The sequence below is a fragment of the Blautia sp. MSK20_18 genome, from assembly GCF_020553125.1.
In the GTDB taxonomy this organism is placed as follows: Bacteria; Bacillota; Clostridia; order Lachnospirales; family Lachnospiraceae; genus Blautia_A; species Blautia_A fusiformis.
The window spans coordinates 52762-79650 of the sequence record NZ_JAJCGR010000001.1 but is presented as its reverse complement, the minus strand read 5'-3'; the positions used below and the strand labels follow the sequence as shown (position 1 = coordinate 79650).

The following is a 26889-nucleotide window of genomic DNA, read 5'->3' as shown; positions in this document are numbered from 1 at the left end:
GAACTTATTTCAAGATTTGAATTTTCAGAAACGGCAGGTACTTTTTTATATGAAAGTTGTTGGAATCATTGCAGAATATAACCCATTTCACAAAGGTCACGAATACCAGATCCGCTATGCCCGGGAGATCCTTGGTGCCGATTATATTGTGATCGCCATGAGCGGGGATTTTGTCCAAAGAGGGGCTCCTGCCCTTATGGAAAAACATCTCCGGGCTGAGATGGCTCTTCTCGGAAGCGCCGATCTGATCCTGGAAATGCCGGTACAGACAGCAACGGCCAGTGCGGAAGGATTTGCCGCAGGTGGCGTAAGCCTTCTTGACGGGCTTGGTGTTGTAGATGAGCTATGTTTCGGAAGTGAATGCGGAGATACAGAGACTCTTATGAATATTGCACAGATTCTTATAAAGGAACCGTTTGAATACCGCAAACTCCTTCAGCAGAATCTTCGTACCGGAATGAGTTTTCCTGCTGCAAGAAGCAGTGCTTTGATCCGTTACATGCGAGAAAAAGCCACTTCCGTGCATAACACATTCGGCGTTTCATCAGAACATATTGAACTCATTCTTTCTTCTCCCAATAACATCCTGGGAATCGAATACTGCAAAGCGCTTCTCCGTCTTAACAGCCGTATCCTTCCTCATGCACTTTTAAGAAAGGGATGTGGTTATCATGATACGGATTTTTCTCTTCTTTCCGACGAAGAATTTCCCTCTGCTTCCGGCATCCGGAGCCTTATGAAAAAATCCGAAGGAACTGTGCAGTCTGCTGATCTTTCCCGGTTGATCCCTTCTGCTTCCCTTCCGGGATTCCTGGATTCTCTCAAAAAAGGAGCATGGCTTTCTGACTCAGCACTGGATCTTCCTCTGCATTACAAACTGCTTCTGGAATCCGAAGAAACTTTAAAAATGTATCCGGAGCTTTCGGATGCACTGATCCGGCGTATCCTGAAATCCCGAAATCAATATGAAGGTTTTTCCCAGTTTGCGGATCTTTTGAAAACACGGGATATTACCCGTTCTGCTATCTGCCGCAGCCTTGTCCGGATCTTTCTTGACCAAAAAACAACAGCACCCGGACACATTCCCTATGCCCGGGTACTTGGCTTTCAAAAAAACAGCGCTCCGCTTCTCAGCCAGATCAAGAAAAACTCCTCGATCCCGCTGATCACCAAAGCCGCCGATGCATCTGCGATCCTCGATGAAACTGCGCTTCGACTTTTTAATGAAACCTGTGCGGCTTCCAATCTTTACGAAATGCTTCTCTGCCACAAAACAGGTCAGCCTTTCATCCACGAGATGAAAAAGCCGCTGCGGATCATTTAAGCTCCACAGCGGCTTGAACGCTGATAAGTAATCTTTTCATGGCTTGAGATCGGATTTTGAACAACTTTCAGTTATTCAGTTTAATCCGCTTTTTCGGATCGCTTCCACTGCTTCCCGGATCTTCTCCGGCGGAAGTACCAGGGCGAAACGTACGTAGCCCTCTCCGTGGGGACCAAAGCTTGCTCCCGGAGTCACGATGACGCCGGCCTTTTCCATCAGTTCCATACAGAATGCCATGCTGTCGGTGCGGCCACCCGGGATCTTCGCCCAGACAAACATGGTGCCTTTTCCATTTGGAAGTTCCCATCCGATATCACGAAGTCCCTGGCAGAGAGCATCTCTTCTCTCCTGGTACTTCTGACACTGTTCTTTTACGCTGTCCAGCGGTCCCTGAAGTGCTGCAATAGCTGCTTTCTGAAGCGGCAGGAACATGCCGAAGTCGATCTGGCTTCTCAATTTGCGGAGCGCTGCGATCACATCCGGCCGGCCTACCAGAAAGCTAAGTCTTGCGCCTGTAACATTGAAGGATTTGGAAAGACTGAAAAATTCCACGCCAATATCTTTCGCTCCCGGAGTGGCCAAAAAACTTCCTCCAAATGCCCCGTCAAAAATAATATCGCTGTACGCATTATCATGAATGATCAGAATATCATATTTTTTCGCAAATTCCACGATTTCTTCGTAAAGTCCCGGAGTGGCAATGCTTCCTACCGGGTTGGACGGCAGGGATACTACCATATATTTAGCCTTATTCGCTATTTCTTCCGGAATTCCCTTTACATAGGGAAGAAAATCATGCTCTGCAACCAGCGGATAATAGTAAGGAACTGCTCCTGCCATCAGACTTCCTGCTGCAAATACGGGATAGCACGGATCCGGAAGAAGTACTGTATCTCCCTCATCACAAAGCGCCATGCCAAGATGCCCCATTCCTTCCTGGCTTCCATAAACAGTCATTACCATGTCCGGTGTCAGTTCCACATCAAAACGTTTCTTATAATAAATACAGACTGCATCCAGAAGCTCCGGCAGATCACGGAGACTGTATTTCCAGTTGTTGTCATCCATAGCTGCTTCCGCTACAGCTTTCTTGATATATTCCGGAGTCTTGAAATCCGGAGTTCCCACACTCATGTTATAGATCTTCATGCCCTGTGCTTCCAGCTCCATACGCCGGTTGTTCAGAGCAGCAAAAATTTCATCTCCAAATCGGTCCAGTCTTTTTGAAAACTGCATGTCATTCGTCCCTCTTCCATAATAAAATCAAACGGATATTCGCAATCCGCTTCGCTACTTGCTCATAAATGAAATCACAAAGTGATTTCATTTATTTTATCACGGTAACGTAACATACTCAAGAATTTTCATAAAAAAAGAACCATCACCTGTGTAAAGCGGCTATTCATTTTCCACTTTACACATGATCGGTAACGGTTCTTCATTATTTATTCCGTTTATTCAGACAAAAGAATACGGTCATTATCCAAAGCCTTGCCCACTCCCGTTTTAAATTTCTCAAGAAGGCCATCCACGGTCATATCCTTCTTCTCTTCCCCTCCGATATCCAGCACGATATTGCCGGAGTCCATCATCAGGATACGGTTACCAAGATCAATTGCTGACTGCATATTGTGTGTGATCATCAGACAGGTCAGCTGATTTTCTTCCACGATCCGTCTGGTGAGATTAAGGACTTTCTCAGCAGTTCCCGGATCAAGGGCTGCAGTATGCTCGTCCAGAAGAAGTAATTTCGGCGGATTCATGGTTGCCATCAAAAGCGTCAGCGCTTGTCTCTGTCCACCGGAAAGAAGACCTACCGGATGGCTCATCCGCTCTTCCAGCCCAATGTCCAACTTCTTTAATTCCTCACGAAAACGTTCTTTTTCCTGCCGGGTCGTGCGGGAAAGCCACCCACCCTTGCCGGCTGCAAGTGCAAGATTCTCTTCGATCGTCATTCCCGGTGCAGTACCACGCATCGGATCCTGATAAAGACGTCCGATCTCTTTTGCGCGTGCATGCTGCGGCATAAATGTGATATCCCTGCCATCCAGCTCGATCGAACCGGCATCTGTAAGAAAATCACCGCAGATCGCATTAAAAAGTGTTGATTTTCCTGCACCATTGGAACCGATGATCGTAGCAAAGTCGCCTTTTTTCAGTTCCAGGGAAAGATCTGTGATCGCCTTTTTTTCGTTTACGGTTCCCGGATTAAATGTTTTTGAAATATGGCTGATTTTCAGCATGAATCATCTTCCTCCTTTTGTATGAGTCATTCTTCTTCGGATCTGCGGCCACTGTTTCTTAAGATACGGACCGGAAATTGCAAGAACAACGATCACAGAGGATACCAGCTTCAGCATAAATGCCGGCATATTGAACCGAAGTGCGATGGTATACACAAGGCGGAAGATAAAGGAACCAAGCACCATTCCCACCGCTCTCGCAAAAATTCCTCCATGTCCGAGAAGAGTACCTCCGATCAGCAAGGATGCCAGTGCGATGGTGACCATACCCTGACCGATGTTGATATCTACGGATTTCTGTGACTGAGACAGAAGACATCCGGAAAGTGCGGTAAATGCATTTGCCACGCAAAGGCCGATGACCGTTGTAAAGACCGGATTGATGGAGGAAGATTTTACCATATCAGAATTATTTCCGGTTGCCCGGATCGCAAGACCAAGTCTTGTTTTCAGAAAGAATACCAGAAATACGATCACGAGGATCACTGCGATAGCTGCAATGAGGATATCTTCCCTACCTTTTAACGCTGTACCTGCAAGCGCATCCTTCATCATGGTAAATACTGTGGTCGTCCGATTCATATTGATCAGGGATGACCCTCCCATGACCGCGATATTTACGGAATATAATGCAGTATTTACAATAATACCTGCAAGCAGGCTGTCTACCCCCAGCTTCGTCTGCAGGATAGCCGTTACAAATCCTGATGTAACACCTGCTGCCATGGCTGCCGCAATGGACAGAAACGGATGTCCGCTTACAGCAACTACGGCTCCTACAGCGGCCCCGAAGGTAAAGCAGCCATCTGTAGAAAGGTCGCAGACATTCAGCATGGAATAACTAAGGAACAAAGCAAGAACTGTCAGAGAACAGATCAGTCCAAGCTTCAGGGCAGTCTCCCCGAGGGAGAGCATAGTTGCAATCGTCACAGTGATTTCCTCCAATTGGATTTATTTCATAACTGCTCACAAAAGTGAGCGGTTAATTTATTTTGATTCTACTTCATCAAAGCTTTCTGCAGTTGTGATCTCATTTACCTGTGTGCAGAGAGGCTCAAATGCCTTCTTTACGGTATCGAAATCAAGTCCAAGTGCCTTGCAGGTTTCTGTATTAACTGTTGCAGTACCATTGTCAAAGGTTTCAACAGCTGTCTTAGACGGATCCGCATTATCTATCAGGATGTCAGCGATCATATCGGCTGTTTTCTGTCCCAGATTTGCATAATCAACACCATATCCTACAAAGGCACCATTTAATGCAAAGGAGTCGGCACCTGTGTAGTGCGGGATTCCTGCGTCGATGAATTTTTCATAAATAGAAAGCTCTGCTGTCATGATGGTGTTGTCCGTAGGTGTAAATACGGCATCCACACCGTCAGCGATCAGTGCATCTGCTGCGAGCTGGACTTCATCGGTAGTGGTTCCGGTACGCTCTACATATTCGATTCCCTCTTTATCCAGATAATCTTTTGCTTCCTGGATCGCTGTTGTGGAGGAATCCTGTCCGACATCATAGAGAAGACCGATCTTCTTTACATCCGGATTCTGTGCCTGGATCAGCTTCATGATAGAAGAAGTATCCAGGTAATCGCTGGTTCCTGTGATATTTGCACCAGGAGCATCCAGAGAATCTACAAGACCGGAGCCAACCGGATCAGATACTGCGGAGAAAACAACCGGTGTATCGCTTCCCTCTGTAGCGGACTGCATACGCATTGCCACCGGTGTAGCCACACCAACCATCAGGTCAACCTTATCCGCCTGAAAATCTGAAATGATCTGTTCCATAACACTGGCATCTGCATTACAGTTATCATAAGACACATCAAATGTGACACCCTTTTCTTTGCCAAGCTCCTCCAGACGGGACTGGATGTTGTCTACGATCTGGTTCAGGGAAGCATCATCTACATAATTGCAGATGCCCACTTTAAAATCCTCCGCCATAACCGGGCTTGTCATCATCATAGTTGTTGCTGCTACTGCTGCTGCGATCACTAACATTCTTTTTTTCATGGTTTTGTTCTCCCTTCTTATTTCCGCTTATGATTACCTTTTGTACACCTTGCGGTCTGCTTTTCCGGAACAACTTTCATGCAACAGAATCGCTTTTCCTGTAACACAAAAACCGTCCCAAGCTTATATCATGCTTGAGACGGTAATAAAAGTTCTTTATTATCGCGGTACCACTCAAATTGACGAATCGTCCACTTTCCGGTGTACTAACATACACTCCTCATTGGTAACGGGTTCGGTTCCCGTCGGCGCCTACTGTACAGATAAATAGTTCGGGCCGCCCTCGAAAGTCCATTCAACATCTGGTCCCCTGCGGATTTCCACCATCACCGCTCTCTGTGAAGCTTCCTGAAATGTTTACTTCTCTTTCTCACTGGTTTGTTTTTTAAGTTGTGTTTACTTTAGCACATCAACGTGAGTCTGTCAAGTCCAAAAATAAAATTAATTCTTAAAGCTGTGGATTGGTGCCGGGATCCTTCCACCTCTCTGTACAAATGCATCACAGGAGAAGGAATTTACTGGCATGATCGGAGCATAGCCAAGAAGACCTCCGAACTCAACCGTTTCGCCCACACCCTTACCGATAACCGGGATGAGACGTACTGCAGTTGTCTTCTGATTTACCATACCGATGGCAGACTCATCTGCGATGATACCTGCCAGTGTAGTCGCCTTGGTATCTCCCGGAACTGCGATCATATCCAGACCAACAGAGCATACACAGGTCATGGCTTCCAGCTTCTCCAGAGTAAGAGCTCCCTCGTTTACCGCATCGATCATTCCCTGATCCTCGCTGACAGGAATAAAGGCACCACTTAATCCGCCCACAGCAGCTGCTGCCATAACGCCGCCTTTCTTCACCTGGTCGTTGAGAAGTGCAAGCGCTGCAGTTGTTCCAGGTGCACCGGCTCTCTCAAGGCCGATCTCTTCCAGGATCTCAGCTACGGAATCACCGATAGCCGGTGTCGGTGCAAGAGAAAGATCCACAATACCAAACGGCACGTCAAGACGTTTGGATGCCTCACGTGCAACCAGCTGTCCAACTCGTGTAACTTTGAATGCGGTACGTTTGATCATCTCGCAGAGAGTTCCGAAGTCCTCGCCACGAACCTGCTCCAGAGCTTTCTTTACAACGCCAGGGCCACTGACACCTACGTTGATGATGCAATCCGCCTCTGTGACACCGTGGAACGCGCCTGCCATAAACGGGTTATCATCCGGTGCGTTACAGAATACTACCAGCTTGGCACATCCAAGAGAATCCTGGTCCTTAGTAGCCTCTGCTGTTGCGAGGATGATCTCGCCCATCAGCTTTACGGCATCCATGTTGATACCGGTCTTGGTGGAACCAACGTTTACAGAACTGCAGACGCGCTCTGTTTCTGCCATTGCCTGAGGAATGGAGCGGATAAGAAGCTCCTCTGCCGGAGTCATTCCTTTGCTTACCAGTGCAGAATATCCGCCGATAAAGTTAACGCCAACTTCCTTGGCACATTTATCCAGCGTTCTTGCGATGGTCACAAAATCCTCCGGTTTCTTACATGCAGCCCCGCCAACCAGAGCAATGGGTGTTACGGAAATTCGTTTATTTACAACCGGGATACCGTACTCGGTTGCGATCTCATCACCGGTAGCTACCAGATTTCTGGCCTTTGTGGTGATCTTTTCGTATATTTTCTGATTCAGTGCATCCAGGTCAGGATCGATACAGTCCAGAAGGCTGATCCCCATGGTGATGGTACGCACATCCAGATTCTCCTGCTCGATCATTTTATTTGTCTCGTTTACCTCAAAAATATTGATCATTTTATTTTCTCCCTGATGATTGATGTAAAGTAGATATCATATGCATTGGCAATCCGCATTCGCTGCTTGATCATACTCGATGCATCATGTTAAAAATATCTTCATGCTGGCAGTGGATCACAACACCGATCTCCTTGCCCAGATTTTCAAGCTCTTTTGCAAGTTCACCGCCATCCTTTTCACATTTTGCTGTGTCTGCGATCATCATCATGTTGAAGTAACCCTGAACGATGGTCTGAGAAATATCCAGAATATTAACCTGATTCTCTGCAAGATATGTACAAACCTTTGCAATAATTCCTACTGTGTCATTTCCTACTACTGTGATAATTGTCTTCTTCATCGTTTTTTCCTTTCTACACTGTGATTATTTCTGATATGTGATCCCTCTTCGCTACCTGGATCTTAAAATCCCTGGAACGGTACGGGTTGTCACCAAGTGTCACCTCCGAGCACACAGTCTCGTAGGCAAGTTCTTCATAGTTGTTTTCTCTGCTTAAATGGCCAAGAAAAACCGCCTTCAAATTATCATGGAGGATCCGACAGAGCAGACGTCCTGCATTCTCATTGGAGAGATGCCCACGGTCTCCCAGAATCCTCTGTTTGAGATAATAAGGGTATTTTCCAACCTGAAGCATGCGGATGTCATGATTTGCTTCCAAAAGCACCGCATCCAGATTCTCCAGATTTTTTACAATGTAATCATTATATTTTCCAAGGTCCGTGGCAATGCCCACAGAATGCTCTCCACATTCCAGGCGGTAACCCACCGGCTGTGCAGCATCATGGGGAATGGTAAAAGGATTTACCGTCAGGTCCTTGATCTCAAAAGGCTCATCCTCCCGGATCTCGTGGATCAGTCCCTCCGGCATTTTTCCAAGGGATTTCATACGAAGCATGGCATCTGCGGTTCCACCTGTGGTATAGATGGGAATTCCGTATTTTCTGGAGATCACTCCCAGTCCCTTGATATGGTCGGAATGTTCATGTGTGATCAGGATACCGTCCACATCTTTTCCGGTAAGATCCAGGGAATTCAGGCCTTTTTCGATACTCTTCCCGCTGATCCCCACATCTACCAGAACATGTGCCTCCTCAGATCCCACATAAATACAGTTGCCGCTGCTTCCGCTGGCAATACTACAAAGTCTCATTTCTCTCTATCCCTTCTCTGATCTGTCTCCGGGTACCCTTCAGATCTCCATTATTCTCGATCACATAATCCGTATGTTCTCTGAAAACCTGGTCAGATACCTGATTTCGGATAATGCCAAGAGATTTCTCTCTGGAATAACCACGGCTTTCCATCAGACGACGGATCCGGATTTCCTCCTCTGTATACACATACCAGACTTCATCACAGAATTCCTGATAATTCTCTTCCAGAAAAAGAGCAGCTTCCACAACACAGATCTCTCTTCCGGCTTCCTTCTGTTCTCCAAGAAGATCTAGGATTCTCTGCTTTACAGCCGGATGGATGATCCCGTTTAATTTCAAAAGCATATCCTTATCTGTGAATACTACATCAGAAATCCGTCTCCGGTCAATAGTTTTATCTTTTTTTATGATTTCTTTTCCAAACAATGCGATCACCGCATCGTAACATTCTTCCCCCGGTTCCATCAGAATGTGACCAAGCTGGTCTGCCTGGATCACATATGCCTGGAAATCTTCTTCCAGGATTTCAAGTACTGTACTTTTTCCGGCCCCTACTCCGCCGGTTACTCCGATCACTCTCATTTATTTCGCCTCATACCAGCTGTCACCCTGGTGCATATCTACGTCAAGTTCCACTGCAAGGTCTGCAGCTCCCTTCATCTCTTCTTCCAGAATACGGGAAACTTCCTCGATCTCTTCTTTCTTTGTCTCGATCAGAAGCTCATCGTGAACCTGCAGCACCAGTCTTGAACGCAGTCCCTCTTTTTTCATTCGTTCATAAACATGGTTCATGGCTATTTTGATGATATCTGCTGCAGTACCCTGGATCGGAGAGTTCATGGCTACACGTTCTCCGAAGGAGCGCTGCATGAAATTACTGGATCTCAGCTCCGGCACGGGCCTTCGTCTGCCGAACATAGTTGTCACATAACCGTGTTCCTTGCCATCCTTTACCAGACCGTCCAGAAAGCCCTTGATCTTCGGATAGGTCTCGAAATATTTCTCAATATAGGCAGATGCCTCTTTTCTGGTAATACTCAGATCCTGGCTCAGTCCAAAGGAACTGATCCCATAAACGATTCCGAAATTTACCGCCTTGGCATTTCTTCGCTGAAGAGATGTCACTTCATCCAGCGGCACATGAAACACCTGGGATGCGGTGAGCCGGTGGATATCCTCCGCCTCACGATAAGCCTGGATCAGTTTTTCATCACCGGACATATGTGCCAGCACACGAAGCTCGATCTGGGAATAATCGGCATCTAGAAATACAAATCCCTCTTCCGGCACAAAAACCTTACGGATCAGCCTTCCCAGCTCCATGCGGACCGGTATGTTTTGAAGATTCGGATCTGTACTGCTGATACGACCGGTTGCTGTGATCGTCTGATTAAAAGTAGAGTGGATCCTTCCATCTTCTCCGATCACATTTCCGAGACCATCTGCATAAGTGGATTTCAGCTTGGTCAGCTGGCGGTACTCCAGGATATCTTTTACGATGGCATGATCCGGCGCCAGCTTATCCAGGATATCCGCCGCTGTGGAATAGCCGGTCTTGGTCTTCTTTCCACCTGGAAGTCCCAGCTTTTCAAAAAGGATCACACCCAGCTGTTTCGGGGAATTGATATTAAACTCCTCCCCTGCTTCCTGCCAGATGGTTTTTTCCAGCTCCTGGATACGGACTTTAAGTTTTTCACCATAGCTCTTAAGCTCTTCACCCTTAACGGAAATCCCCCATTTTTCCATGGAGTCCAGGGTAAAGACAAGAGGAAGCTCGATCTCATCATAAACCTTACGCATGCCTGTTTCATCCAGTTTTTCAAGAAGAACCTTTCGGGCCATGCAGGGCACAAACGCCTGATAGCAGGCATAATTTCCAAGGCATTCCTGTTCCTCTTCCCAGGCCTTTTTCAGAGAAGTCTTTCCAAGAAGGTCTTCCTTTGAGGGGAGCATCATACCATCCAGATATTCTCTGGCGATGTCATCATGGGAATAGGAAGATTTCAGCGGGTTCAGAAGATATGCAGCAACCCCCGCATCAAAAACCTTCTTCGGATCATCAAGGGAAACATGTTTGAGAACTGATTTAATATCCATAGCACAGAGCACCGTACTGTCCGCCAGAGTTTTCAGTTTTCCGCAAAGGTAATCCCCTGTGAGAAGTCCTCCTACCGGAATCTGATAGATTTCTTTTTCATCCAGGACCAATCCCACGGTATACACCTGATCCGGATCTGCAAGAACAGAAATACCCACCTGATCTTTCTGCGCTGCTTTTTCAAACAGTGCCTCTACACCGGAAAGATCATTACAGGTAAAAAATTCCAGTTCCATGGAGGAATCTGCTGTCGTAGCCGGATCAAAACGGTTCAGCATGTTCTTAAATTCCAGGCGTTTACACAATTCATATGCCTCCGGAGTATAGGGATTTTCCACTTTCGCTTTTTCGTAGGAAAATTCCAGCGGACTATCTGTGTTGATGGTTGCAAGCTCTTTGGAAAGCTGTGCCAGATCATAATGCTCGCGGAGAGATTCTTTCGCCTTATTAGGCTTTACCTCTTCCAGATGCTCATAAGCATTCTCAATGGAACCGAACTGCACGACCATCTTGGTCGCGGTTTTCTCTCCAACGCCCGGGATTCCCGGAATATTATCAGAGCTGTCGCCCATCAGCGCTTTCAGCTCTATGATCTGCGGCGGCGTTACCTGATATTTCTCAAGAACTTCCACTGTATGGTAGTTTTCAATGGTTGTCTTTCCCCGGACAGTCTTCGGAAGCCGGATCAGCACCTTATCTGTGGCAAGCTGAAGAAGATCACGGTCTCCGGAAAGAATGGTAACATCCATACCCTTTGCTTCACTTCTTCTGGCGACCGTACCAAGAAGATCATCTGCTTCATAGCCTTCCAGGGACATGATGTTGATTCCCATGGCTGAAAGCATCTCCTTGATCAGCGGAACCTGTTCCCGAAGCTCCTCCGGCATGGGTTTTCGGGTACCTTTATAGGCTTCATATCTCTTATGCCGGAACGTAGGTGCACTCAGATCAAATGCAACGGTAAGATACTCCGGCTTCTCTTCCTCCATGATCCTGAACATAATATTCAGAAATCCATATACCGCTCCTGTATGACGTCCTTCTGCATTGGTAAGATCCGGCAGACCATAAAACGCACGGTTCAGGATGCTGTGACCATCGATCAGTAATATTTTTTCACTCAAAATCAAATTCCCTCCTTCAGTTCCAGGATCACAAAAACAAGAAAGACCACCAGTGCCGCGATCAGAACGCAGACTGCCACTGCAGCGATCGCTCTGTGAAATTTCTTTTTTCGGATATACCTTCTGGATTTTCGGATATCCTCTTCCAGAAGCTCCTTAAAATCCAGAACAGTATCTTCCTGTTTCTCATCCAGCTGCTGCATGGCCTTATGTACAATGAAATATGTGGCAAGCTCATCGTAGCAGGAGGAACACTTCTCAATATGCTCCAGAAAATCCTCCAGATCATTCAACGGCAACGTATGATCGATATATTTATTAACCATTCCCTCTGCAATACGACAGTTCATATTTTCCCTCTCTTTCAAAGCAGCGGATCCTCCCATATGATAAGCCTCTTCTGAGATCCCGCTTCACAATTTGCCCCAGACTGGGGACATATTTCCCAGAATGTTATACCATTATAGCGAATTAAACGTTGAATGACAAGGGCGGTTTCCTGTGGTATACTTGAGATATCCCGGTCAGAAAACAGAAAAACTGACCAAATATGAAAATCCAGGCAAGGAGGATCACCATTATGAAATCTATAGCAATCGTTACAGACAGTAACTGCGGCATGTCTCCCGCTCAAGTAAAAGACCTTGGCATCTACATGCTTCCAATGCCGTTTTTTATAGATGATAAGGAATATCTGGAAGACATTGACATGAACCAATCAGAGTTCTTTCAGCATCTTGAACAAAATCCAAGCTGCAGAGTTTCCACATCCCAGCCCACACCGGAATCCGTCACTACCCTCTGGGACAAGCTGCTCAAAGACTACGACGAAATCGTACATATCCCCATGTCCAGCGGTCTCTCCAGTTCCATGCAGACTGCCCGCATGCTTGCAGAAGACTATGATGATCGTGTACGTGTCGTAAACAACCAGAGGATCTCCGGAACCTTACGTTACTCTGCCATTGAGGCTATCCAGCAGGCTAAAAACGGTCTCTCTGCCGATGAAATTGGAACCTGGCTGGAAGAAACCCGCTTCGACTCCAGCATCTATATCACTGTAGCTACTCTGAAGTACCTGAAACAGGGCGGCCGCATCACGCCTGCAGCTGCAGCCATCGGAACCATGCTCCGTCTGAAACCGGTTCTGCAGATCCAGGGCGAAAAGCTGGACGCCTTCTCCAAGGCCCGCACCATGACCCAGGCAAAAAACACTATGACTAAAGCCATCAAAGATGACATTGCAGACCGCTTTGGAGAAAAGATCAACCTGGATGTCATCCACTCCCACAACCTGGAAGCAGCCGAAGAATTCCGGAAAGAAGTCCTCACCACCTTCCCGAATATCGGTGAAGTCAACATCTTCCCTCTCTCCCTGAGCGTCTCCTGCCACATCGGCCCCGGAAGTCTGGCACTCACCTGTTCCAAGGTACACCCGGAAATATGGTAAAGACTAGTCAGAAGCAATCCACATGGCCAGAGCACAGCCGGAGGGAATACTTCTGTATGGCTCTGTCTCTGGAGGAGGGCTGCTAGTTCTTAGGTTCTGGAAATCTGCGTTATTAAAAAAAGTTCGGCTGTCTGAGCGGCAACAAGCCGCGAGTTCCGAACTTTTTTTAATGGTTTTAGCAGATTTTCAGGGCCTTAGAACTAACGCCCAACGGAAGCCGAAGACCATACAGAAGTATTCCCTTCGGCGTCCCTCCCGCCAACATATTTAATTTTCCTGTGTATTCTCAATCTCCACCGGCGCTTCATTCAAGATCTTCATAAACTCCTCACCGGTGATCGTCTCATGCTCATACAGATACTTGGCAATCTCATGGAGCTTTCCGATATTATCCGTCAGGATCTTCGTAGCCTTTTCATGCTCCCGTCTTACAAGCTCCACAACCTTCTTATCCAAAAGCGTCTGCGTCTCAAAGGAACAGGTTAGACTTGCATCTCCGCCAAGATACTGATTGCTTACATTTTCCATGGCAACCATGTCAAAATCATCACTCATACCATACCTGCTGATCATCGCTCTGGCAATCTTGGTCGCCTGCTCAATATCATTGGAGGCACCGGTAGTAATGGAATGGAAGATCAGCTCTTCCGCTGCACGGCCGCCTGTAAATGTAGCGATCTTATTCTCCAGTTCTTCCTTAGTCATCAGGAAATGTTCCTGCTCATCTACCTGCATGGTATATCCCAGTGCACCGGAGGTACGTGGAATGATCGTGATCTTATGGACCGGTGCAGAATCTGTCTGCTTGGCAGCAACCAGTGCATGACCAACCTCATGATAGGAAACGATCAGCTTTTCCTTATTGGAAAGTACACGGTTCTTTTTCTGATATCCGGCAATAACAACTTCGATGCTTTCTTCAAAATCCGCCTGTGTGGCAAATTTCCGTCCGTCGCGGACTGCACGGAGAGCTGCCTCGTTGACAATATTAGCAAGCTCCGCACCGGAGGCACCGACTGCCGCCTTGGCAATTTCATCAAACCGGACTGTATCCGCAATTTTGATCTTCTTGGCATGAACCTTCAGGATTTCCTCACGCCCCTGAAGATCCGGAAGCTCAACCGGGATCCTTCTGTCAAAACGTCCCGGACGAAGAAGTGCAGGGTCAAGGGAATCCGGTCGGTTGGTAGCTGCCAGGATCACAACACCCTTGGAACCGTCAAAACCGTCCATCTCTGTCAAAAGCTGGTTCAGTGTCTGCTCACGCTCATCGTTTCCGCCGCCCATTCCGGAGCCGTCACGTTTCTTGCCGATGGTATCGATCTCATCAATAAATACGATACATGGTGCCTTCTCATTGGCCTGTTTAAAAAGATCACGGACCTTGGCAGCACCCATACCCACAAACATCTCCACAAATTCCGAACCGGAAATTGAGAAAAACGGAACCTCCGCCTCACCGGCAACTGCCTTGGCAAGAAGAGTTTTACCGGTTCCGGGAGGGCCTACAAGAAGGGCACCCTTCGGCATGGAAGCACCGATCTCTCTGTATTTCTCCGGATTATGAAGGAAATCTACAATTTCCGTCAAAAGCTCCTTGGCTTCATCCTCACCGGCAACATCTGAAAATTTGATTCCCGTAGAGGATTTCACATAAACCTTGGCATTGCTTTTGCCAAAGGACATCATTCCTCCCGGTCCTCCGTTTCCCATGGAACTCATCATCTTCTTGCTGAGCCAGCGTCCCAGGAGAATAAAAATTGCGATCGGGAGTACATATCCCAGGATCAGAGATAAAAGCAGGGACTGTCTCTGAGGTGCAGTACCCTCTATACTTACGCCCGCATCGTAAAGATGGGATACAAGATCCTGATCCTCTACAGATACCGTCTTACAATAGACATCATTTCCATCTACCTTCATCGTATAATAGATATAATCAGAATTAATAGTTGCTTCATATACTTTTCCTCTGTCTACAGCTTTCAGGAAGGTGGTGTAATCGGTCTCTTTTACACTTCTCTCAGAAAGAGCAGGAAGAGCAAAAACATTCAGCAGAACAATAATTACGACCGCAATAATGTAATATACATACAGTGGCCGCTTCTCTGGTTTTTTTGAATTCAGATTCATGCAGTCTCCTCCGTTATCTTATAGTATATTGCTATATCCACAGTGCTATATCAAGTGGTACAGCCTTGTAGTACACTCTACCACTTTTTTCAGTCAATTTCAAGGATGCCTCATCCGATTTCATAAACTTTTTAGAATTAAAAATATTTCCAAATAATACCTTTATTCTGAAAAAATCCTTGCAAGCCACCTGATACTGTGCTATTATAATAAATGGTTATGCCGCTGTGGCGGAATTGGCAGACGCACTTGACTCAAAATCAAGCGGAGCGATCCGTGCCGGTTCGAGTCCGGCCAGCGGCATTCGCATAAAAGACCTGACGGAGAAATCTGTCAGGTCTTTATTATATACTATCAAAAAACACGAAAGGAATAAAAAAATGGAAAAAGACAAAAGCTTTTTAGGAACCGAGTCTGTCGGAAAGCTTCTTCTGCAGCTTGCACTTCCTACCGTTGCCGCACAGCTCATCAATATGCTCTACAATATCGTCGATCGTATCTATATTGGTCATATTCCCGGAGAGGGTGCTCTTGCCCTTACCGGTGTAGGTGTATGTATGCCGCTTATTATGGTCGTATCTGCCTTCGCTGCTCTTGTCGGAAACGGAGGCGCTCCCAGAGCCAGCATCTTTATGGGTAAAAATGACACGTCGAAAGCCGAACAGACTCTCGGAAACTGCTTCACCATGCAGATCATCATCTCCCTGATCCTGACTGTTATCCTGTTTCTCGGAAACCGCAGCCTTCTCCTTGCATTCGGCGCCAGTGCAAACACCATCGACTATGCGGTGGGTTACATGAATATCTATGCAGTAGGAACTATCTTTGTACAGCTGACTCTTGGCATGAATAATTTCATCACAGCCCAGGGATTCGCAAAAACCGGAATGCTCTCCGTATTGATCGGTGCGATCTCCAACATTATTCTGGATCCGGTTTTTATTTTCGGATTCCACATGGGTGTCCGGGGCGCTGCTCTGGCAACAGTGATCTCCCAGGCATTTTCCTGCATCTGGGTCCTCTCCTTCCTCTTTGGAAAAAAGACCTTCCTGAAGCTTCGGAAAAGCACCATGAAACTGAAAGCCGATATCATTCTGCCCTGTATGGCTCTTGGCTCTTCTCTCTTTGTCATGCAGCTCAGTGAAAGCGTTATCTCTGTCTGCTACAACTCCTCCCTCTTAAAATACGGCGGGGATGTTGCCGTAGGAGCCATGACCATCCTTACCAGCGTCATGCAGTTTGCCATGCTTCCTCTTCAGGGACTTGGTCAGGGTGCACAGCCTATCATCAGCTACAACTATGGTGCACGTAACGAAAAACGTGTACGTTCTACATTTAAGCTTCTTATAAAAACAAGTGTTTCTTATTCCGTGATCCTGTGGCTGATCATTATGATCTTCCCGCAGATCTTTGCCGGAATGTTTACTTCGGACAGTACATTACTTGCTTTCACAAAAACAGCGCTCCGGATCTATATGGCAGTTGTGTTTATCTTTGGTATCCAGATTGCCTGCCAGATGACCTTTATCTCCCTTGGCAGAGCCAAAGATTCCATCATTGTGGCTATTGTCCGGAAATTTATTCTGGTCATCCCGCTGATCTATATCCTGCCCAATATTTTCCGTGCTGACCGGACAAATGCAGTTTATATGGCCGAGCCGGTTGCGGATATCCTGGCCGTTACATTTACTGCCATCCTGTTTTTCTTTGAGTTTAGAAAAGCCTTGGCAGAAATCTCCGGCAGCCGGAAGCAGTAACCCTGCATTTGACCACCTTCCGCCCTGCTCGCGATCTTATGCCTACCAGATACTTAAACATAAAACAGCCCTCTATGCATCATTACCAAGATGCATAGAGGGCTGTTTTTATATATTTCCGCTATTTTATTTCAGTTCGTCTTCATCCTGAAGAAGTTTCTCAAAAACAGGGAAGCAGTCAAAGGTTGCAAAATAATCTCTCGGTGTCTCGGCACGACGGATCATCTCAAAGCTGCCGTCCTCATGAAGAAGGATCTCTGCAGATTTCAGTTTACCATTGTAGTTATAACCCATTGCAAAACCATGAGCACCTGTATCATGGATCACAAGAAGATCTCCCTTGTCGATTTTCGGAAGCATACGGTCAATGGCAAATTTATCATTATTCTCACAGAGGGAACCTGTCACATCATATTTATGATCGCACGGCTCGTTCTCCTTACCCATAACCGTAATGTGATGATAAGCACCATACATAGCCGGACGCATCAGATTTACTGCACAGGCATCTACGCCGATATACTCTTTATGTGTATGCTTCTCATGGATTGCTTTTGTGACAAGGCAGCCATACGGTCCCATCATGAAACGGCCAAGCTCTGTATAGATCGCAACATCACCCATTCCTTCCGGAACAAGTACTTCTTCATAAACCTTGCGGACACCCTCACCGATCACACGGATATCATTTGGCTCCTGATCCGGTTTATAAGGAATTCCGATACCACCGGAAAGGTTGATGAATTTAATGTGTGCACCTGTCTCCTTCTGAAGCTTCACGGCAAGCTCAAACATAACCTTTGCAAGCATTGGATAATAATCATTGGTCACTGTGTTGCTTGCAAGGAATGCATGGATTCCAAACTCTTTGGCACCTTTGGATTTCAGGATACGGAATGCGTCAAAGATCTGCTCGGTAGTCATTCCGTATTTTGCATCTCCGGGATTATCCATGATACCGTTACTGATCTTAAATACTCCACCTGGATTGTAACGGCAGCTGATCACTTCCGGGATTTTTCCGAGAGCTTTCTCTACGCTCTCAATATGTGTGATGTCATCAAGGTTGATGATCCCACCGATCTCATCTGCATATCTGAACTCTTTCTCCGGTGTGTCATTGGAAGAAAACATGATATCGCCCTTTTTGCAGCCTACTGCCTTGGCCATCATAAGCTCTGTTTCTGAGGAGCAGTCGCAGCCACAGCCATACTCCTGCAGAATATTGATCAGATATGGATTCGGTGTTGCCTTTACCGCAAAAAATTCCTTGAATCCTTTGTTCCATGCAAAGGCCTCTTTCAGGGCTTTTGCATTCTCACGGATTCCCTTCTCATCATAGAGATGGAAGGGTGTCGGAAACTTTTCAGTAATTTCGTTGAGTTTCTCAAGTGTCACAAATGGTTCTTTTTTCATAATAACTGCATCTCCTGTTTTTCCGACTGCTGTTCCCGAAGAAAACTCAGTCTTATTCTGCCTCGATCACGTGCATCATATTTGTCACTGCACCACGACCGTTTGTCATGTTGGTCGCAGGGTCTCCTGCTGTAAATACAACAAGGTCTCCTTTATGTATCAGATGACGGCTGCGGACAACATTCATAGCCTGAGACATGATATGGTCCGTGGTATCTCTCTGATATCCTTTCAGAGGTGTTACACCCCAGATCAGCTGAAGTTTATGCTGGATGGTTGAGTTTGGTGTGATCGCATAGATCGGAACCTTCGGACGGAAATTGGAGATCAGTCTGGCTGTATTTCCACTCATTGTCGGTGTTACGATAGCGTTCGCCTTCAGGTTCTTTGCAGTACGCACCGTTGCAAGTGCCACTGCACTGGAGATCTTCTCTCTTCCGTCCATGGAACGATGTTCAATAAACACTTTATAATCCAGATGCGGCTCTGTCATCTCTGCGATATCTGCCATCATCTTAAGAGCATCAACCGGATATTTACCAGCTGCTGTCTCTCCGGAAAGCATGATCGCATCGGTTCCGTCGTAGATCGCATTGGCAACATCAGCTACCTCTGCACGTGTAGGACGCGGATTACGGATCATGGAATCAAGCATCTGTGTTGCTGTGATAACCGGTGTATAATGTTCATTACACTTACGGATGATCTCCTTCTGGATGTGAGGTACCTGGCTTGCAGGAATCTCCACACCAAGATCTCCTCTGGCAACCATGATACCGTCAGATGCTTCAATGATGGAATCAATATTCTCAACACCCTCTGCATTCTCGATCTTCGCGATAATACCGATATCCTTTCCACCATTATCATTCAGAAGCTTACGGATCTCACGGATCACCTCTGCGGAACGAACAAAAGATGCCGCGATGAAATCAAATTTCTGCTCGATACCAAAGATAATATCCTTCTTATCCTGCTCTGTGATTCCCGGAAGATTTACTTTTACATAGGGAACATTTACACCCTTCTTCTCTCCCAGCTCACCACCGTTTAAGATATCACAGACAATATCGGTTCCCTTGATCGCCTTAACCGCCAACTCGATCAGACCATCATCAATGAGGATCCTGTTTCCCGGTTTTACATCCTTGTAAAGTGTCTCATATGTGATAGCAACCTTTGTGCTGTCGCCTTCAAAATCGCCAATTCCAAGTACAAACTGTTTTCCCGCTTCCAGCTTAACCTTCTGTCCGTCCTTTAAAAGTCTGGTACGGATCTCCGGGCCCTTTGTGTCAAGAAGCATGGCAATAGGCATATCAAGCTCCTCACGAAGCTCCTTGATCATATCCACACGGCCCTTCTGCTCCTCGTGATCTCCGTGAGAAAAGTTGAATCTGGCAATATCCATTCCATTCTCCATAAGAGCCTTCAGAGTTTCCCTGTTATTGCTGGCAGGTCCAAGTGTACAGATAATCTTAGTTTTTTTCATAATAATGTTCTCCTTCGTTTGTGCGTTTTACTGCACGTGTTTATGTGTAAATAAATGATCCTGACAATATTCATAATTTCCGTTGCACTTTGAGCAGAAACGAAACTCCAGGTTTGGGTCATCCTTTTCGGTACGTCCGCAGATCGCACATTTATGCTTGGCGATCCCATTCGGACCGGACCCTGTTCTGGAAGGAGCCACAGCCTTCTTAAACTGCTGCCTCCTGTGGATCTCCTTCGGATTGTATCGGTTCATATCACGGGTACTGAAATAAAAGATCACAAAGTTTAAAAGTGATGCTACGATCGGTACTACACCTACCCAAAGCCCGACTCGAAGATAAGATACGATATCCCACGCAATGAACAGTCCGTATACAAAGGCCATCCATTTCATCCTGATCGGGATCACAAACATAAGAAGCAGCTGAAGATCCGGATATGTGACTGCATAGGCAAGGAAAATAGAAAGACTGATATAATATGTGGTAAAAATATTTCCGCCAAGAGAATAGGCGATCCCGTTCATCACCACATAACCACCTGTAAATACATGTAAAAGCACTGCTGCGATCACAGTAAACAAAACACCTGAAAAAATATACAATGTGTACCGGAAAGTTCCCCAGGTACGTTCCAGTGAAGTACCAATCGGATAATAGAAAAAAAAGATTGCGAGAAGGAACATCACAAGATTGCCGGTTCCTCCCACACTGGACGGCGGATAGATCACCCATGTCACCAGTCTCCAGATCTGTCCCTTCATGACCATGGACATATCAAGACTCAGCATATTCAAAACTCCTGGAGCAAACATAGCCAGAAAATACCCCAGCACATAACATCCGATGATGTAAACAGTCAGATTCGGAACCCCGAATCTTCCGAATTTACGTTCCAGTTTGTCGATAAATTTCATTAAAATCTCCTTTCAGAAAACTTTTGAAAATCAGAAAAATCGCTTCTTGGAAAGAATGATCGCTGCCACAACACTGATTGCCACAGAAATCAGGATAATGATCAGAAATCCCAATGGACTCCTTGATAAGGGCATACCGGAACCAGCCACATTCATTCCGTAAGCACTGAACACAATAGTCGGAATACTCATGACAATAGTAATGATCGCCAGTACCTTCATAACGATATTCATATTATTGGAGATGATCGATGCAAAAGCATCCATAGTTCCGTTCAGGATACCGCTGTACACATTGGCCATTTCGATCGCCTGCTTATTCTCAGTGATGACATCCTCCAGAAGATCGGTGTCCTCCGGATATTTCTTGATGCTGTCTATCTTCAGAAGCTTCTCCAGCACAACCTCATTGGACCGGAGTGATGTGATAAAATAAGTCAGGGATTTCTGCAGCTCCAGAAGCTCGATCAGCTCTTCATTTCTTGTGGAAAGATGCAGTTTTTCTTCCACCTGCTCACTTTTTTTGTCAATGATACGCAGATAACGCAGGTACATGCTCGCATTTCTGTAAAGGATCTGAAAGATAAAACGGGTCTTCATATAGGTAAAAAAGCTCCGGACTCTTCCCTCCATAAATCTGGTAAGAACCGGTGTGTCCTCCAGACAGATGGTAAAGATCATAGACCCCGTCACAATGATGCCAAGCGGTATTGTCCCATACCAGTCCTTGTCATTACGTTCCTCGATCATAGGAACATCAACCAGGATCAGTGTATAATTATCCTCAACTTCGATACGTGACCGTTCTTCCTCATCCAAAGGGGATCGTAAATCGTCAACCTCTATATCAAACTTCTCGGAAAATTCAAAAATCTCTGTTGCCGTCGGATTCGTCAGCGCAATCCAGCAGCCTTCCTCCGGTTCCTGTATCTGGTGGATGGCTCCGTCTATTGTCTTGTAAATCCTTACCACGATTCCCACTTCCCTTCTCTTGCTTTTCTTTTGCCAGGGCAAAATTCTTTTTTATTATAAATAGTCAAAATAGCTTTGTCAATTCATACCTTTTCTTTTTAAAAGAGCTTTTAAATAATTTCACATGATCTTTACATAAAAATTCATTCTGCCTTCCACGTTCTTTACATTTTTTCCGGCTTCCTATATAATGATTCCAGAATTCCAACGAAAGGAAGTTATACAAATGAGTCAGTCATCATTCGGAAAAAAATTCGTGGTTACCACCTGGGGAGAATCTCACGGCAAGGCTATCGGTGCCGTTCTCGACGGCTGTCCCGCAGGTCTTTCTCTCTGCGAAGAAGATATCCAGGTTTTTCTTGACCGGAGAAAGCCCGGTCAGAGCCGTTATACAACTGCCCGTAAGGAAGGAGATCTGGTGGAGATCCTTTCCGGAGTTTTTGAAGGAAAGACTACCGGTACTCCAATTTCTCTTCTGATCCGCAATACAGATCAGCGTTCCAGAGATTACGGAAATATCGCATACTCCTATCGTCCCGGTCACGCAGACTTTACCTTTGACCAGAAATACGGATTCCGTGATTACCGTGGAGGTGGACGCTCCTCCGGAAGAGAAACCGCCGGACGTGTGGCAGCCGGTGCCATTGCCATCAAGCTGTTAAACGAACTTGGCATTACATTTACTACCTACGCAAGATCCATCGGTCCTGTAGAGATCCGGTCCTTCTCAGAAGAAGAGATCCGAAATAATGCACTCTGCATGCCAGATGCCGACGCAGCCGCAAAGGCATCTGCCTATCTCGAACAATGTCTGAACAGTCAGGACAGTGCCGGCGGTGTGATCGAATGCCGCATCAAAAACGTTCCTGCCGGTCTGGGCGATACGGTTTTTGACAAGCTGGATGCTACCCTCGCTCATGCGATCATGTCCATTGGTGCTGTAAAAGCTGTTGAGATCGGTGACGGCATCAACGTGACACGTCTTACCGGTTCCGAAGACAACGACGGTTTTGTACAAAAAGACGGCATTATTTCCAAAACTTCCAACCACGCAGGTGGTATTATGGGCGGTATGAGTGATGGCAGCGATATCATTCTCCGTGCACATATCAAACCAACTCCTTCCATCAGTCAGTCTCAGTCTACTGTGACCAACACCGGAGAAAACCTGGAGCTTGAGATCAAGGGCCGGCATGATCCGGTGATCGTACCGCGTGCAGTAGTCGTTGTGGAAGCTATGGCAGCACTTACCATTACAGATGCACTTTTTAACAATATGAGTGCACGGATGGATCGTATCCACGAATTTTATCAGCGGTAATTTCACATTTTGACCTGTCAGATAAAAAAATATAAATGCGCAAAAAAACAGACTCAGGGAAAGTTCCTACTCGTCCCTGAGCCTGTTTTTGTCTGCCTGTGCAAGACTTACTTTGATCAATCCTGTTCTTAATCCAACTGCTCCCATGTATCCGGTACCGGCCAGATATGGATACAGTTCGGTGTCTCGATCTTTCTCGGTTTTTCGTTCATCATGATGATATTCTTTTCATAATCCACAGTGAAAACGGTAATACTGTTGCTGGCATGATTGGCAATAGCAATATGCTTGTTATCCGGGAAGATCATAAGATCCTTCGGGTAATCACCACTGATCGGAAGTGTAAATTTCTTGGTCAGAAGGCCTGTTTCCTGGTCTACTGCATACATAGTCACAGTATTTTCCCCTGCTGTTGTACAGAAAAGATATTTACCGTCCGCAGAAAGAGACATACCGGAAGCTGCGTTATGGAGCGCATCATTGGAATCCTCTTTTCCAAGAGTGGTAATGCTCTGAAGCAGCTGAAACTCCGGGTTCTTACCGCTTCCGTCATAGCTGTATACCTTCACCTCATTGCTGAGCTCAAAAAGAAGATATGCAAATCTTCCGTCATCACTGAAGCGGATGATACGAGGGCCGCTCTCTCTCGGGCAGCGAAGAATGTCAACCAGCTCCAGTTTGTCTTTCTTCTTATTGATACGATAGATCTTAACCTGATCGATACCATTATCTACCGCACAGAGATACTTATTATCCGGTGTCGGACGTACACAATTAACATGCGGACGGAAGTTACGCTCTGCCACGCTTCCAAGTCCCTTGTGGAAAACGCCGTCCATAACACTTCCCAGACGGCCGTCTTTATGTGTATGTACAACCGTTACCTTACCATCATGGTACCCTGCCACATAAAGATATCTTCCGTCCACATCTGTTGCAAGATAGCAGCCTCGCATTCCGTTGATATCCACACTGTTGAGGCGGGTAAGATCACCGTTCTTGTCTCTTTCAAATACAGCTACACCCTCATCCTCAATGGAATACAGATATTTACCGTTTTTTGATACTGCCAGATGAGAAGCATTGCTAACTTCCACTTCGCTTCGTTCTGTGAGTGTTCCTTTTTCTACATCTACATCGTATACCTGAATTCCCTTACTGGTTCCATGGGTATATGTTCCCACGTAAGCCACGTACTTCTTTTTTCCCATAAGTTCTGGCCTCCTGCTTTTTACATTGGTTACGTATTTTTGTGTTTATTTTATCACAAAGCTTCTGCAAGAACAAGTTACCATCCTGTTATCTTTTGTGCAATTTTTTATGCAAAGCTACCGTTCACTATGGCGTTCACACATAATCCACGCAAATGAATCGGCTCCTGCGCATCCATTACGCCTCTTTACAGATCTCCCAAAGCGCCTCTCATTGCTTCCAGAGTTTCATCAATTACTTCATCTGTATGCGCTGTGGAAAGGAACATCGCCTCAAACTGGGAAGGTGCAAGATGAATGCCTCGTTTCAGCATTCCCTTGAAATATTTTGCAAAAAGCTCCAGGTTGGATGTTTTTGCAGAAACATAGTCTTTTACCTCCTGGTCTGTAAAGAAAATACTTGCCAGAGAAGAATCATAGTTTACCTGATATGGAAGACCTTTTTCCTCCACGATCTTCTTCAAGCCGCCGTAAAGCTTCTCACCTTTGGCAGCCAGATCTTTGTAGATTTCCTGATGCTCATAGAGATATTTCAGCTGTGTGAAACCTGCAGCCATGGCAACCGGGTTTCCGCTTAAGGTACCTGCCTGGTATACAGGACCACACGGTGAGATCAGATCCATGATCTCCTTACGTCCGCCATAAGCGCCTACCGGCATTCCTGCGCCGATTATTTTCCCGTAGGTGACAAGATCCGGACGGATACCAAAATACTCTGCTGCTCCGCCAAAGGCAAGTCGGAAGCCTGTGATCACTTCATCAAAGATCAGCAGACAATTATGCTCATCGCAAAGCTCACGAAGCCGCTTTAAGAAGCCTGGTTTCGGAGGAACCACACCCATGTTTGCTCCTACTGCCTCCACGATCACGGCTGCCACATTTCCCTCTTCCTGTTTGAGAAGTGCTTCCACACTGGCGGCATCATTGTAGGTAGCCGTCATGGTATCCTGTGTACAGCCCTTCGGAACACCGGCGCTATCCGGAATACCACTTGCCATGACACCGGAGCCGGCACTTACCAGAAGGCAGTCACTGTGTCCGTGATAGCAACCTGCAAATTTGATGATCTTGTCTTTTCCGGTAAAACCTCTTGCTGCACGGATGGCACTCATAACAGCTTCTGTTCCTGAGTTTACCATACGGATCATATCTACATGTGGAATATGTTCACAGATAAATTCTGCGATCTCTACTTCGATTCCTGTAGCACAGCCAAAGCTCAGGCCATTTTCGCAGGCCTTGATCACACTCTCGCGGATCTCCGGGAAATTATGTCCCAGGATCATCGGGCCCCAGGAATCAATGTAATCCACATAACGGTTTCCATCTACATCATAGATGTAGCATTTATCTGCTTTTTCAATAAAACGAGGTGCCTCACCGATGGCTCCGTAAGATCTTACCGGGCTGTTTACGCCTCCCGGGATTCTTTTTACCGCACGCTCAAATAACTGTTCTGATCTTGTCATCAGCCGATCCTCCCTTCATCCATAAGTCTTGCCAGAAGCTCCGCATAATAGGTAAGATAGATCTGCGCACCGGACCGGAATGCTCCTGTAGCCATCTCACCCACGATCCTTTCTTCGTCGATCCAGCCGTTTGCAGCTGCTGCTTTTACCATTGCATACTCACCACTGACACTGTATGCGGCAACCGGAACGTTTGTGATCTCCTTTACCTGCCAGATCATGTCCTGGTATGCAAGAGCCGGTTTTACCATGATGATATCTGCACCCTCTTCCACATCTGCAAGTGCCTCTTTCAGCCCTTCTCTGCTGTTGTGAGGATCCATCTGGTAGCTTTTTCTGTCCCCAAAAGACGGAGCAGAATCTGCTGCCTCACGGAACGGGCCATAAAATGCAGAAGCATATTTTACTGCATAGGACATGATCGGTGTTGTATAATGTCCGGCCTTGTCCAGACACTGACGGATTGCTGCAACACGACCATCCATCATATCAGACGGAGCAACCATATCTGCACCTGCCTCCACGTGGGAAAGTGCTGTTTTTGCAAGAAGCTCCAGCGTCTTGTCATTGTCCACATCATGACCGCAGAGAACGCCGCAATGGCCATGGGAAGTGTACTCACACATACATACATCTGTTACATAATAAAGCTCCGGAAATTTCTCTTTTGCAATGCGAAGAGCTCTCTGAACGATCCCCTCCGGATCATAGGCACCGCTGCCCACTTCATCCTTATGGTCAGGAATACCAAAAAACATCACACTGCCTACACCGGCTTTGGAAAGCTGTTCCAGTTTATACGGAAGACGGTCCAGGCTGTAACGGTACTGCCCGGTCATGGACGGAATTTCTTCTTCCTTATTTTCTCCTTCCATTACGAACATAGGATACATAAGAGAAGATTTATCCATTCTTGTCTCACGTACCATCTTACGAAGGTTTTCGCTACCTCTTAATCTTCTTGGTCTTTTTGTCAGTTCCATG

22 protein-coding genes, 1 tRNA gene and 1 other annotated feature are annotated in these 26889 nt (G+C 46.3%); of the genes, 5 read left to right on the top strand and 18 right to left on the bottom strand.

From position 1 onward, the window contains the following. The first annotated feature begins 49 nt into the window (after window positions 1-49). Window positions 50-1324, top strand: a complete 1275-nt coding sequence (locus LI091_RS00360) for a tRNA(Met) cytidine acetate ligase (RefSeq protein ID WP_022427105.1) — start codon at window positions 50-52, stop codon at window positions 1322-1324. Between the two features lie 75 nt (window positions 1325-1399). Here the strand turns inward: LI091_RS00360 and LI091_RS00355 are convergent, their stop codons facing one another. The 10 genes from LI091_RS00355 to LI091_RS00310 form a co-directional block, all read right to left on the bottom strand. Beyond that, a complete protein-coding gene (locus LI091_RS00355; protein ID WP_015525246.1) occupies window positions 1400-2560 on the bottom strand; it encodes a pyridoxal phosphate-dependent aminotransferase in 1161 nt (386 codons plus the stop codon). A gap of 218 nt (window positions 2561-2778) precedes the next feature. Further along, complete coding sequence (locus tag LI091_RS00350) at window positions 2779-3567, bottom strand: ABC transporter ATP-binding protein (protein WP_015525247.1); 789 nt, start codon at window positions 3565-3567, stop codon at window positions 2779-2781. 3 nt (window positions 3568-3570) lie between these two features. Then, window positions 3571-4482 (bottom strand): ABC transporter permease, encoded by a 912-nt coding sequence (locus tag LI091_RS00345; protein ID WP_118608071.1) that lies wholly within the window; start codon window positions 4480-4482, stop codon window positions 3571-3573. 72 nt (window positions 4483-4554) lie between these two features. Then, window positions 4555-5583 carry an ABC transporter substrate-binding protein gene (locus LI091_RS00340; RefSeq protein ID WP_021652537.1) on the bottom strand — a complete coding sequence of 343 codons (1029 nt, stop codon included), beginning with the start codon at window positions 5581-5583 and terminating at the stop codon, window positions 4555-4557. 132 nt (window positions 5584-5715) lie between these two features. Next, window positions 5716-5966: a binding site (T-box leader), on the bottom strand. A 58-nt stretch (window positions 5967-6024) separates the two neighbouring features. Next, a complete protein-coding gene (locus LI091_RS00335; protein ID WP_015525248.1) occupies window positions 6025-7389 on the bottom strand; it encodes a PFL family protein in 1365 nt (454 codons plus the stop codon). 70 nt (window positions 7390-7459) lie between these two features. Then, on the bottom strand, window positions 7460-7732 hold the full coding sequence (locus tag LI091_RS00330; RefSeq protein WP_015525249.1) for an ACT domain-containing protein: 273 nt from the start codon (window positions 7730-7732) through the stop codon (window positions 7460-7462). A 13-nt stretch (window positions 7733-7745) separates the two neighbouring features. After that, on the bottom strand, window positions 7746-8543 hold the full coding sequence (locus tag LI091_RS00325) for an MBL fold metallo-hydrolase (protein ID WP_022427103.1): 798 nt from the start codon (window positions 8541-8543) through the stop codon (window positions 7746-7748). Then, complete coding sequence (gene coaE / locus LI091_RS00320; protein WP_265190657.1) at window positions 8530-9129, bottom strand: dephospho-CoA kinase; 600 nt, start codon at window positions 9127-9129, stop codon at window positions 8530-8532. The genes LI091_RS00325 and coaE overlap by 14 nt, the downstream gene beginning before the upstream one ends. Beyond that, a complete protein-coding gene (polA, locus tag LI091_RS00315) occupies window positions 9130-11769 on the bottom strand; it encodes a DNA polymerase I (protein ID WP_265190656.1) in 2640 nt (879 codons plus the stop codon). A gap of 2 nt (window positions 11770-11771) precedes the next feature. Beyond that, window positions 11772-12137: an anti-sigma factor family protein gene (locus tag LI091_RS00310; RefSeq protein WP_265190655.1), complete on the bottom strand. Its 366-nt coding sequence runs from the start codon at window positions 12135-12137 to the stop codon at window positions 11772-11774. 212 nt (window positions 12138-12349) lie between these two features. On the opposite strand from LI091_RS00310, the gene LI091_RS00305 reads away from it, so the two are divergent. After that, a complete protein-coding gene (locus LI091_RS00305) occupies window positions 12350-13219 on the top strand; it encodes a DegV family protein (RefSeq protein WP_265190654.1) in 870 nt (289 codons plus the stop codon). A gap of 267 nt (window positions 13220-13486) precedes the next feature. Here LI091_RS00305 and ftsH read toward each other — a convergent pair whose 3' ends face one another. Next, window positions 13487-15352 (bottom strand): ATP-dependent zinc metalloprotease FtsH, encoded by a 1866-nt coding sequence (gene ftsH / locus LI091_RS00300; RefSeq protein WP_015525255.1) that lies wholly within the window; start codon window positions 15350-15352, stop codon window positions 13487-13489. A 221-nt stretch (window positions 15353-15573) separates the two neighbouring features. On the opposite strand from ftsH, the gene LI091_RS00295 reads away from it, so the two are divergent. Beyond that, a tRNA-Leu gene (locus tag LI091_RS00295) sits at window positions 15574-15655 on the top strand. Between the two features lie 77 nt (window positions 15656-15732). Next, window positions 15733-17109: an MATE family efflux transporter gene (locus LI091_RS00290; RefSeq protein ID WP_118608058.1), complete on the top strand. Its 1377-nt coding sequence runs from the start codon at window positions 15733-15735 to the stop codon at window positions 17107-17109. A gap of 126 nt (window positions 17110-17235) precedes the next feature. On the opposite strand, the gene LI091_RS00285 is transcribed toward LI091_RS00290, so the two are convergent. The 4 genes from LI091_RS00285 to LI091_RS00270 are packed head-to-tail and all read right to left on the bottom strand — an operon-like array spanning window position 17236 to window position 21904. Continuing rightward, complete coding sequence (locus tag LI091_RS00285; protein ID WP_059085911.1) at window positions 17236-18525, bottom strand: diaminopimelate decarboxylase; 1290 nt, start codon at window positions 18523-18525, stop codon at window positions 17236-17238. A 52-nt stretch (window positions 18526-18577) separates the two neighbouring features. Further along, window positions 18578-20014 carry a pyruvate kinase gene (gene pyk, locus LI091_RS00280; protein WP_129975040.1) on the bottom strand — a complete coding sequence of 479 codons (1437 nt, stop codon included), beginning with the start codon at window positions 20012-20014 and terminating at the stop codon, window positions 18578-18580. A gap of 27 nt (window positions 20015-20041) precedes the next feature. Then, a complete protein-coding gene (locus LI091_RS00275; protein ID WP_059085913.1) occupies window positions 20042-20932 on the bottom strand; it encodes a hypothetical protein in 891 nt (296 codons plus the stop codon). Between the two features lie 30 nt (window positions 20933-20962). Continuing rightward, window positions 20963-21904 (bottom strand): magnesium transporter CorA family protein, encoded by a 942-nt coding sequence (locus LI091_RS00270; protein WP_022426904.1) that lies wholly within the window; start codon window positions 21902-21904, stop codon window positions 20963-20965. A 226-nt stretch (window positions 21905-22130) separates the two neighbouring features. Here LI091_RS00270 and aroC point away from each other — a divergent pair, with 226 nt between their 5' ends. After that, complete coding sequence (gene aroC, locus LI091_RS00265; protein ID WP_022426905.1) at window positions 22131-23225, top strand: chorismate synthase; 1095 nt, start codon at window positions 22131-22133, stop codon at window positions 23223-23225. Between the two features lie 128 nt (window positions 23226-23353). Here aroC and LI091_RS00260 read toward each other — a convergent pair whose 3' ends face one another. The 3 genes from LI091_RS00260 to hemB form a co-directional block, all read right to left on the bottom strand. Next, complete coding sequence (locus LI091_RS00260; protein ID WP_015525261.1) at window positions 23354-24436, bottom strand: lactonase family protein; 1083 nt, start codon at window positions 24434-24436, stop codon at window positions 23354-23356. A 188-nt stretch (window positions 24437-24624) separates the two neighbouring features. Then, complete coding sequence (gene hemL, locus LI091_RS00255; protein ID WP_015525262.1) at window positions 24625-25905, bottom strand: glutamate-1-semialdehyde 2,1-aminomutase; 1281 nt, start codon at window positions 25903-25905, stop codon at window positions 24625-24627. Continuing rightward, window positions 25905-26888 (bottom strand): porphobilinogen synthase, encoded by a 984-nt coding sequence (gene hemB / locus LI091_RS00250; protein ID WP_022426908.1) that lies wholly within the window; start codon window positions 26886-26888, stop codon window positions 25905-25907. Before hemB ends, hemL begins: the two co-directional genes overlap by 1 nt. Window position 26889: the final 1 nt, after the last annotated feature.

Excerpts from the sequence above, each read along its gene's own strand:
- LI091_RS00360 (WP_022427105.1), top strand. The coding sequence starts at position 50 with ATGAAAGTTGTTGGAATCATTGCAGAATATAACCCATTTCACAAAGGT.
- LI091_RS00355 (WP_015525246.1), bottom strand. The coding sequence starts at position 2,560 with ATGCAGTTTTCAAAAAGACTGGACCGATTTGGAGATGAAATTTTTGCT.
- LI091_RS00350 (WP_015525247.1), bottom strand. The coding sequence starts at position 3,567 with ATGCTGAAAATCAGCCATATTTCAAAAACATTTAATCCGGGAACCGTA.
- LI091_RS00345 (WP_118608071.1), bottom strand. The coding sequence starts at position 4,482 with ATGCTCTCCCTCGGGGAGACTGCCCTGAAGCTTGGACTGATCTGTTCT.
- LI091_RS00340 (WP_021652537.1), bottom strand. The coding sequence starts at position 5,583 with ATGAAAAAAAGAATGTTAGTGATCGCAGCAGCAGTAGCAGCAACAACT.
- LI091_RS00335 (WP_015525248.1), bottom strand. The coding sequence starts at position 7,389 with ATGATCAATATTTTTGAGGTAAACGAGACAAATAAAATGATCGAGCAG.
- LI091_RS00330 (WP_015525249.1), bottom strand. The coding sequence starts at position 7,732 with ATGAAGAAGACAATTATCACAGTAGTAGGAAATGACACAGTAGGAATT.
- LI091_RS00325 (WP_022427103.1), bottom strand. The coding sequence starts at position 8,543 with ATGAGACTTTGTAGTATTGCCAGCGGAAGCAGCGGCAACTGTATTTAT.
- coaE (WP_265190657.1), bottom strand. The coding sequence starts at position 9,129 with ATGAGAGTGATCGGAGTAACCGGCGGAGTAGGGGCCGGAAAAAGTACA.
- LI091_RS00305 (WP_265190654.1), top strand. The coding sequence starts at position 12,350 with ATGAAATCTATAGCAATCGTTACAGACAGTAACTGCGGCATGTCTCCC.
- ftsH (WP_015525255.1), bottom strand. The coding sequence starts at position 15,352 with ATGAATCTGAATTCAAAAAAACCAGAGAAGCGGCCACTGTATGTATAT.
- LI091_RS00290 (WP_118608058.1), top strand. The coding sequence starts at position 15,733 with ATGGAAAAAGACAAAAGCTTTTTAGGAACCGAGTCTGTCGGAAAGCTT.
- LI091_RS00285 (WP_059085911.1), bottom strand. The coding sequence starts at position 18,525 with ATGAAAAAAGAACCATTTGTGACACTTGAGAAACTCAACGAAATTACT.
- pyk (WP_129975040.1), bottom strand. The coding sequence starts at position 20,014 with ATGAAAAAAACTAAGATTATCTGTACACTTGGACCTGCCAGCAATAAC.
- LI091_RS00275 (WP_059085913.1), bottom strand. The coding sequence starts at position 20,932 with ATGAAATTTATCGACAAACTGGAACGTAAATTCGGAAGATTCGGGGTT.
- aroC (WP_022426905.1), top strand. The coding sequence starts at position 22,131 with ATGAGTCAGTCATCATTCGGAAAAAAATTCGTGGTTACCACCTGGGGA.
- LI091_RS00260 (WP_015525261.1), bottom strand. The coding sequence starts at position 24,436 with ATGGGAAAAAAGAAGTACGTGGCTTACGTGGGAACATATACCCATGGA.
- hemL (WP_015525262.1), bottom strand. The coding sequence starts at position 25,905 with ATGACAAGATCAGAACAGTTATTTGAGCGTGCGGTAAAAAGAATCCCG.
- hemB (WP_022426908.1), bottom strand. The coding sequence starts at position 26,888 with ATGGAACTGACAAAAAGACCAAGAAGATTAAGAGGTAGCGAAAACCTT.